This window comes from Psychrobacter sp. Ps3 (assembly GCF_022129275.1).
GTDB classification, from domain to species: domain Bacteria; phylum Pseudomonadota; class Gammaproteobacteria; order Pseudomonadales; family Moraxellaceae; genus Psychrobacter; species Psychrobacter submarinus.
Genome location: NZ_JADQAL010000055.1, coordinates 1 through 9,455, shown reverse-complemented (window position 1 = coordinate 9,455; position 9,455 = coordinate 1). Strand labels below are relative to the sequence as shown.

At 43.6% G+C, this 9,455-nt stretch carries 5 protein-coding genes, 3 pseudogenes and 1 other annotated feature; of the genes and pseudogenes, 7 read left to right on the top strand and 1 reads right to left on the bottom strand.

Translation table 11 applies throughout. The annotated features are described in order from the left end of the window. Positions 1-1,093: pseudogene (locus I3248_RS11640) on the top strand (IS3 family transposase); the annotation flags it as partial. Further along, positions 149-265 (top strand) — a sequence feature (AL1L pseudoknot). Its footprint overlaps the pseudogene before it by 117 nt. Next, entirely contained in the window at positions 1,071-2,336 is a 1,266-nt protein-coding gene (locus I3248_RS11635; protein ID WP_238063904.1) for a hypothetical protein, read from the top strand. The pseudogene I3248_RS11640 and the gene I3248_RS11635, both read left to right, overlap by 23 nt. A gap of 63 nt (positions 2,337-2,399) precedes the next feature. On the opposite strand, the gene I3248_RS11630 is transcribed toward I3248_RS11635, so the two are convergent. Beyond that, the gene (locus I3248_RS11630) at positions 2,400-3,149 is read right to left on the bottom strand and encodes a hypothetical protein (RefSeq protein WP_238063902.1); all 750 of its coding nucleotides are present in this window, start codon (positions 3,147-3,149) and stop codon (positions 2,400-2,402) included. Positions 3,150-3,270: 121 nt separating this feature from the next. Here I3248_RS11630 and I3248_RS11625 point away from each other — a divergent pair. From I3248_RS11625 to I3248_RS11605, 5 genes and pseudogenes are all read left to right on the top strand, one after another. Next, a pseudogene (locus I3248_RS11625) lies at positions 3,271-3,853 on the top strand (IS1 family transposase). A gap of 61 nt (positions 3,854-3,914) precedes the next feature. Next, the gene (locus I3248_RS11620) at positions 3,915-5,468 is read left to right on the top strand and encodes a TolC family protein (protein WP_346268431.1); all 1,554 of its coding nucleotides are present in this window, start codon (positions 3,915-3,917) and stop codon (positions 5,466-5,468) included. Positions 5,469-5,480: 12 nt separating this feature from the next. Beyond that, a complete protein-coding gene (locus I3248_RS11615) occupies positions 5,481-7,799 on the top strand; it encodes a type I secretion system permease/ATPase (RefSeq protein WP_238063901.1) in 2,319 nt (772 codons plus the stop codon). Next, positions 7,792-8,961 carry an HlyD family type I secretion periplasmic adaptor subunit gene (locus I3248_RS11610; RefSeq protein ID WP_238063899.1) on the top strand — a complete coding sequence of 390 codons (1,170 nt, stop codon included), beginning with the start codon at positions 7,792-7,794 and terminating at the stop codon, positions 8,959-8,961. Before I3248_RS11615 ends, I3248_RS11610 begins: the two co-directional genes overlap by 8 nt. A gap of 259 nt (positions 8,962-9,220) precedes the next feature. After that, positions 9,221-9,455, top strand: a pseudogene (locus tag I3248_RS11605) (IS1595 family transposase); the annotation flags it as partial.

Sequence of the window (9,455 nt, the reverse complement as noted above, 5' to 3'; positions counted from 1 at the left end):
CTGAGACCCTACGATCATGGCATAAAAAGCACATTGATAAAACCATTCCTGCAAAGATTCAAGCTCAAAGCCAAGCCGAGCGCATCAAAGAGCTTGAACGTGAGAACAAAGAATTAAAACAAGCCAATGAGATCATAAGGAAAGCAGCCGCTTTTTTCGCCCAGGCGGAAATAGACCGCAAACCTTAGTGATGGTTCAATTCATCGACGAGAATAAATCTATTTATGGCATTCCAGCTATTTGTAGAGTCTTGCCGATTGCTCCATCAACCTATTACCGTGCTAAAGACTTGGAGAGCTGCCCTGACAAGCGCTCATTACGCAGTCAACATGACGACTTCTACATCAGTGAAATCAGGCGCATCTGGCAGGACAGCAAATGCCGTTATGGTACTCGTAAAGTCTGGCAACAGTTGAAAGCAGAGGGTATACATCCTGCACGCTGCACTGTAGAGCGTTTAATGCGTCAGCATGGAATGCAGGGTATTTGGCGAGGTAAGGGTAAAATAACAACTCACAGCCGTGATGATCAAAAGCGTGCTGATGACCTAGTCAATCGTAACTTTAGCGCTCATCGCCCTAACCAGCTCTGGGTGGCAGACTTTACTTATATCAAGACGATAAGCGGCTGGGTGTATACCGCTTTTATTATTGATGTGTTTGCTCGCGCTATTGTTGGCTGGAAAGTATCAGATCGTATGAACACTGATATGGTGATGGCAGCACTAAACCAAGCCATTGCAGACAGAAACCATCCTAAAGATGTGATTCATCATAGTGATCGCGGCGTTCAGTACTTATCGATTCGCTATACTGATAAGATGGCTGATTCTGGCGTCATTGCATCTGTTGGTACAACGGGTGATTCATACGATAATGCGTTGGCTGAAACGGTTAACGGACTTTATAAAACGGAGGTGATTGAATATTTAAAACAGCAGTGGCAAGGTGTGAGTGATGTTGAATTAGCAACCCTTGAATGGGTCGATTGGTTTAACAAAACTCGCATTCATAGTACGATTGGCTATGTGTCGCCTTTTGAGTTTGAGAGACGATACTATGATAGTCTTTGTGAGTCAGACAAAGCTGCCTGACTCAAGCAATCCACTCTCCGATATAGTCGGGGCGGTTCAATCCGCTGTCACTACATCTGGTGTTGGTACCACAAGTAGTCTAGCTGATGATGACCTACCTACTTTCGATGCAGTTTATATCTTTGGTTATGTATTCCTTGAGGTTGGTCAAACCTATAAATATTCAGGAAGTGGTGATGATAGTGCTGCGATTGTCATTGGTGATGATGTGTCTTCACTACATGTAAATTGGAAAGGCACTAGTACCAGCGGAGAAGGTGAGTTTGGCGTAACCCAATCAGGTTTTTATAGTTTTCAGTTCTATGCCCACAATGCGAGCAATATAGGTAATTATAATTTCGAAGTTCAAAATACTGATGGGTCGGAGATGAAATATTATCCGAATGTGGGTGCTATAGAAAATAGTCTACAAGATACGAGCTATGTTTTAGGTGGCTATGATGCTGGTATTGATGGGAAAGAAGACACTGGATTCTATCCTGTGAATATGGGCTATCAAGGTCAGTCCTCAGATAGTATTGACTTAACGGGTATTAATCTGAAAGCAACTGACATTGACGGTTCGGAATACTTGTCATTTGAAATATCCGGTTTACCAGCTGGTGCAATGCTTTCTTTTACGGATGCAAGCGGTACAAATCATTCTGTAACTGTAGGCGCCGACGGTATCGCCAACTATACTCCAGCAGTAGGTGATACAGGTACAAATGAATATAAGGACTTTAAGCTTGTTGTTGGAGATAATACTACAGCCGCTTCACTTGATGTGACTTTCATAGTAACGTCTACTGAAAAGTCAAATGGCGATAGCTCATCCTCTACGATAGGGTTCGAGGTACAGGTAACGGATAATATAGGCAATGACACCATTGAGTTTTCAGCAGATAAAGCTTCGATGGATGGTGGTGCAGGTTTTGATACGCTACTGGTAGATACCAGTATTGATTTTAGTAGCTTTGATAGCAATAAGATTGATAATATGGAGCTTATTGAGTTAGGTGATGGGGCACAGTCATTGACTAATCTAAAGACTAGTGACGTTATTAATATGACTGATAGCAACGATACAATATTTGTCGATGGAGATACTGCTGATAGTGTGCAGCTAGCTGGTAATGATTGGACCAATACCAACAATACCACGACCCAAAACGGTAATACCTATGATATCTATAGCTTTAGTGATAGTAATGGTACTCATAACGTGATGATTGATACTGATATTACTACCACTATTATCTAATCCAAACCTTATCTATAACTGTGACAAAGAAGCCATACTTGTGATGGCTTCTTTGTTACGTATTTAGTTGTTTTTTGACTTGTCTAATGAGGTAATAGGGGAGATGGGATAATCAGGTGTCGTCATTTGCTCAGTAGTTTTAGGCGACTTTATAGATTGACTGGCTTGCTGCTCGTTGATCTGTTGCTGATTGCGCTCTTTAACGGTATTGATGAGAGCAAATAGACGCTCAGCGTTCTCTTCTAGCTCATCCTCTAAGTGCTCATATTCTACAGTGGTTTGTAGCTGCTGAGTCGAGTTGTCGTTAGCGCTACGGCTATTTTTATAAGTATCATTTTTGGCAGTTTGAGATGTGTTGTTATTGCTCGCCCTGGTATTTGCCGTTTTATTACTTGACGTATCGAGATCTGGTGTATTAGTACTGGAATTTAATGGGTTTTGATTTACGGTAGAAGCTAGCATATTAGCAGGTTGCTTGGGTGCCTTATCTTTCGCTATGCTGGCATCTTTTGATGCTTGCGCTACTTTCTGCGTAGGAGTTGTTATCGCTGGCAGGTCGGTTTTTTGCTTTGTTATCATGGTTTTTTTGTTATCATGGCGTTCAGTTGACTGGGTTACGTTGACTTGCGACGTATCATGCGATTGCGCTACAATGGGTGCAGGCTGAGTGTGATGAGTCGCTTGCTGAGTGTCAGTGTCCAGCCTTTCATATAGGGTTACGTACAATACCAGTGCAACCATCAAATGTAGCAGTAGCGCCAATATTATAGCGGTGATGGTTCTATGTTTTGGCGTTTTTTCTAGCACTGGCATAAGCGATAAATCTCCATGAATATCAATAGATTGAATATTAACACACTGGTGGTGTATCAGAAAGTATGCTGAGGAGATAAAAGGAGGGTGACAGCCAAAGCAAGATGATATATTTGAGGTTATGAAGACACAAATAGATATCAATTGCCCCGACTGTCACAGTCCCAGTTTAAAGAAAAATGGCATAAAAAGCTATGGTAAGCAAAACTACCAATGTAAAGACTGCAAACGACAATTTATTGGTGACCATGCCTTAACCTATAATGGCTGTCACTCTCAAATAGAAGACCTTATACGGCTAATGACGGTTAGAGGTTGATGAGTTCTGGACTTACGTGTATCGCAAGAAGCGTAAAGTCTGGCTTATCTACGCTTATGACCATGCTACTAATGAGATTGTCGCTTATGTCTGGGGCAAACGTGACCTAAAAACAGCTAAGAAGTTAAGAGCACGTTTAAAGCAGCTTACAGTCAGCTATGGCTCTATCAGTATGGACAACTGGGACAGTTTTATAACCGCCTTTAAAAGTGATAACAAACGAATTGGCAAACAACATGCGGTAGGCATTGAAGGTAATAACTGCCGCCTGAGACATCGACTACGTCGTGCCGTTAGAAAAACCTGCTGCTTCTCTAAGAAGCTTGATAATCACTTTAAGGTGTTTGATTTGGTGTTCTTTTATGTCAATTATGGCTACGTCTGATGACAGCATACTTTTTAGAACACCACCAACACACTATCCTTTTTTAATTGAGCCTGATGTTATGAGTGTGAATCGTTACCGTATTTTGAGCGCGCCTTGTTCAGTGCTGAGTATCAGCATGCTATTAGTATCGTCTATGACTGTCGCTGTGGCTGCTGACAACTCAGCAAAAGTAGTCATGCCTATGTCAGTAACAACACCATATGATGCTATATCGAACATAGCCATGAATGGTCATATTGATGGTCTGATTCGTCACGCAGTGGATAGTCATCCTTTGATAGGTTCGGCACGTGCTGAGCAGCAGGCGACGACAGAGAGTATCCGTGCTGCCAAGCTCAACTTGCTACCAGCACCGACATTGTCATCAGGCTATGATCGTGACGATGGCATGGTCTCTCGGTTTCAGCTACGGCAGTCATTATGGACGGGTGGCAAGCTTACTGCCAACGTCAATCAAGCACTTTTTGATGATAAAGCAGCCACAGAGTATATTTACGAGCAACAGAATCAAGTCGCTAAAACCACCATTGAGGCATGGCAAAGCTATATCACTGCTGTGTCTAAGCAGCAAGTCTATTATGATAATCTGCAACTGTTGATAGAGTTTGAGGAAATGATGCAGCGCCGAGTCAATCAAGGTGTATCGGCGCGTATCGAGATGGATTTAGTAACCAATCGCATCTTACAAGAGCAAAACTCGTATCAAGCAGCAGTAGAGCAGCAGCGTATTGCTATCGCTCGATTAGAGCAAATCACTGGTCGTAAGCTGTCAGCAGCTGATCTGCCAGTGCCGAATATCGGTGAGCTTGTCAGCTATGCCAAAGGCTACTCTCAAACCTTTGAAAAAATGGCATTCGATCAGGCCAGCTTTTATAATCCTACTGTGGTAAAAGGGCATTATCAAGTCGAAGCGGCTAAGCAAGAAGTTAAGTCATTGCAGGCGGCGCGTTATCCGACTTTTTATGCACAGTACGAATACGACTATTATCATGATGAAAATAGAAACAACAATCAGAATAATAGTGAAGGTGAGTTTTCGGTAGGCTTAAGCTACGATCCAGGAGCGGGTCTATCTAATTTGGCACTAGCCCGAGCATCAGCCTCACGAGTAAACAGCCTTTCACAGTCAAAAGAAGCGTCAAGACGACAAGTGCTTGAGACTATCCAAACCCAATATCAGCAGTTTGCTAGTGCTAAGGATCAAGAGCGCTCTTTGATCGCAGCAGTCGCAGGCGCACAGATTGTGGTGAGCTCTTATCGCCGCCAGTTTATCGCTGGACGCAAGTCTTGGCTTGAGGTGCTCAATGCGGTGCGCGAGCATTCTCAATATCAGGCGCAGTTGGTTGAGACACGAACGTCTATTATTGCAGCATATTATAAACTGCAAGTTGATTTTGGCATGATGCCATGGCAGAAGTTTGATCAAAGTCGTCAGCCAGACCCGCTGTTCCGCCCACTAGATCCCGTCAAAAACTGGTTTATTCGTCAAGATGCTGCTAGGCAGGTGCCCGATCAGGCAGTTATTGAGCCAGTCGTATTGCAATCAGATCATGTCGCCAAGCCCAAGAGTGCGACAGGGGTAAACACTTATCCCCTCCCAGTAAACCAGTAGGATATATGTATCATGAGTACCCCTTTTTCAGCTTCTGATGAGGCCAAAGCCGATGATGAATCACCAAATGACGCTGCAAAAAATACCGCCGCCCAGCTATCGATACCTACTGCTGATGAGCAATTGAGTGAACAAGCAACACAATTGGCCACTGCGTTACGTACTTTACTTACCCAGCAAGGCTATCCTGTAGATAATGTCCGTCTCCATGGCGTGCTGCATCAACAAATGGAGCTGACGACTCTATCTAGTGTTGTTAAGGTACTGGAGCAATTAGGGGTTGAGCAACTGCCAGAGGCATTACCCATGCCAGATGCAGCTTTTCTACCTTTACTGGCCTTACATCCTACACAAGGCTGGGGTGTGATTGAGCAGCAAACCCCGCAAGGGCTGTGGCAGTTTCGCCAGTCTGAGGGCAAGAGTGTGCATGCAAGCGAGGCTTTTAGCCAGTTATTGCGTGTGCGCTTAGGAGAGGAACCCAGCAAACGCAAGCAGCTGTCTTTTGATCAAATTCTCAAAAAAGACCTCAAAAACTACCGTGGCATTATTGTAGAGGCAGTTGTTGCCTCGTTTTTAATCAATATGTTGGCGCTTGCCGTATCGCTGTTTTCGATGCAGGTCTATGATCGTGTGATTCCAACTCGTAGCGAATACACTTTGATTATTTTAGCGAGTGGAGTAGGTCTGGTCATCTTATTTGAAACTTTTATGAAGTTTGCCCGCTCCAAGATTATGGACAAAGTGGTGGTCAATCTCGACCAGTATTTATCACGTGAGGTTTTTCAGCGTCTATTAGGCGTGCGTATCGATCAGATGCCAGGGTCTGTGGGGTCTATGGCAGCGCAACTGCGTGGATATGAGCAGGTTCGCAGTTTTTACACAGCAAGTACGTTGTTTGGTTTGGTCGATATACCGATGGCGATCATATTTGTGACCCTTATTATTATTATTGGTAATCCATTAGTCGCTTTAGTGCCTATTGTTGCCGCCGTGGTGGCGATTGTACTAGGTCTTAGTGCACGCAAAAAAATCGACAGTATCGCCGCTGTGGGCACGCAAGCCTCTTATCGCAAGACAGGTATCTTAGTAGAGACGGTAGAAGGCGTTGAAACGATTAAGGCTGGATCAGGCAACTGGAAGTTTTTGTCACGCTGGCTTGATGTGATGAACATCACCACCAAAAATGATTTGGATATGAAGCATGCCAATGACAACCTAAGTTACTTGTCACAGATGATACAGCAGGTCAGCTATGTCGGTATTGTGATTGTGGGTTCTTTTGTAGTGATGTCAGGAGATATGACCATGGGTGGCTTGATCGCTTGCTCAATCTTAGGCGGTCGTATTTTAGCACCAGTAATGGGTATTCCTAATCTATTGGTACAGCACTCACATGCCAAAGCTGCCAAACTTAATATAGAGCAGTTGTTCTCACTAGAGCAAGACAATCACGGTGTCAGTCACCCGTTATCGCCCAGTCATATCTCAGGTAATTTTGACTTAGAAAAAGTGATATTCAACTACCAAAATAATGATCAGCCCGCTTTAGCTATCAGTAGGCTACAGATTAAAGCAGGCGAGCGTATTGCAATTTTAGGACCTATCGGCTCAGGTAAGTCTACCTTGCTCAAGGTACTGTCTGGGTTATACGCGCCGACCCAAGGACGGATACTGTTAGACGGGCTTGACATGCAGCAGATCAGTCGTGAGTCTTTGAGTGCGCAAGTGGGCTACCTACAACAGGATCATCGCCTTTTTGAGGGCACGCTACGAGAAAACCTATTGATCGGCTTACCAGCGCCTAGCGATGACGTTATGTATGATGCGTTGGTCAAGACGGGACTGATTAGACTAGTTGCCAGCCACTCTAGTGGTTTAGATCTGCCTATTAGTGAAGGAGGCAAGGGATTATCAGGAGGACAAAAACAGTTGGTTGCTTTTACACGCTTAGTATTAACCAAGCCTTCAGTGGTATTGATGGACGAGCCAACCGCCTCTATGGATAATCGGCAGGAAGCACAGTGTATCGATGTGTTGCATAAGCATTTTGGAGAAGATCATACTTTAATCGTGGCCACTCACAAAATGCCACTGCTGCAATTGGTTGATCGCATCATCATTATGGACAATCAAAAAATCGTGATGGATGGGCCAAAATCAAAAGTGCTGGCCCAATTACAAAGCAATGAAGAGCGAAAACCTGCTCATAAAACCGCAGTAAAGGTCAGCCAACCAAAAACTCGTGTTATCAGTAAAAAAACCTCAAGTATTGAAGTGAAAGCTGATGATCAGTCTGATAAAGATGATAATGTGGGGCAAGCCAATGAATAATTACCAACATAAGTCTTATGATCCTAAAGTTGGACGTACCCGTATCATTATTTGGGGCGCTCTATTCGGTATCATTGTATTAGTTATTTGGGCTTATTTTGCAAAAATAGATCAGGTGACTCGAGCCACAGCAACTGTTATCGCTAGTGCTCGTACACAAGACATTCAAGCGGTTGAGGGTGGCGTATTGACTGATATCTTAGTCAAAGAAGGTGAAGACGTCACTAAAGGGCAACTGGTTGTTACCTTAGAAGAAGAGCGGGCACAAGCGGCAGTCGCCAATGCAAGCTCTAAAATAGCAGCCCTAAAAGCCAAGCTGGCTCGACTTGAAGCTGAAATATATGAGCGACCATTAACGTTTCCAGATGATATTTTGCAGTATGATGAATATATAAACAATCAAACGCAACTGTACAATCGCCGCCGCCGTGCTATCGAGCAGGATGTTAGTTCTTTACGAAAAATGATGGTATTGGCAAATCAAGAGCTGAGTATGAACGAGCCTTTACTTGCTCATGGAGATGTCAGTCAGGCTGATGTAATTAAGCTCCGTCGGCAAGTGGCAGAAATACAGGCGCAAATCACCAACAAACGCAATAAATACTTTGAAGAAGCGCAGTCGGAAATGACCAAGGCGCAAGAGGAACTCAATACTGAGCTTGAGCAGCTGCGCGACTACTCGCAAGTATTGCAAGAAAAAAACCTATATGCCCCAACCGATGGTAAGGTAAATAACATCCTTATTACCACTATTGGCGGGGTCGTAAAGCCTGGTGAGATTATTATGGAAATATTGCCAACCAGTAGCGATCTCATCGTTGAGGCCAAGATTAGCCCAATGGATATTGCTTATGTGAAGGAAGGTCAGGCGGCTACTGTCAAGCTGGATGCCTATGATTATTCTATATTTGGTGCTATGAATGGCAATGTGGTTTATATCAGTCCCGATACTCTGATGGAGCAAACACCGAAAGGTGAAGAGCCGTATTATCGAGCGCAAATCAAAATTACGGGCGCCGAGTTTGAAGACCACCGTGACGAAATAGTCATTAAACCAGGTATGACAGCCTCAGTCGATATCAAAGCCAAAGAACGCTCGGTGCTGTCCTATATTACCAAGCCTATCACCAAAACATTCTCTGAAGGATTAGGTGAGCGTTAAGACTTGTATAAAGCTTTAAGCAGATGCGTTTACCATATATCTGCTATATTTTATTGATAGTAGTTTTCAACACATTTAGATAACTATTGAGTGAATTGAAGACGCGCCCTTGACCCCTGCCGTCAAATCCGTACACATAAACTTGGGAGATTTTAATTACGCAGCCTGACGATAATAATCAAACCCCGATTTTTACGAAGTCACCTAGCAAAAATTTTTGGGGCTGTCCTAGATAAGTAAAATTATTTAGGATAGCACTATGAGAAAGAGTAAACTAAGTTGGTATAAACAAAGCAGACTCATCGAGTTATTTGTTGCCGGTTCTACTGCCAGAACAGCAGCAAGCTTAGTTGGTGTTAATAAAACCACAGCCAGTTATTACTTTCATAGGCTAAGACTGCTTATTTACGAGAACAGTCAAGACCCTGGTCTATTTGAGGGCGAAATCGAAGTAGACGAATCATACTTTGGTGGCACTCGTAAAGGCAAGCGAG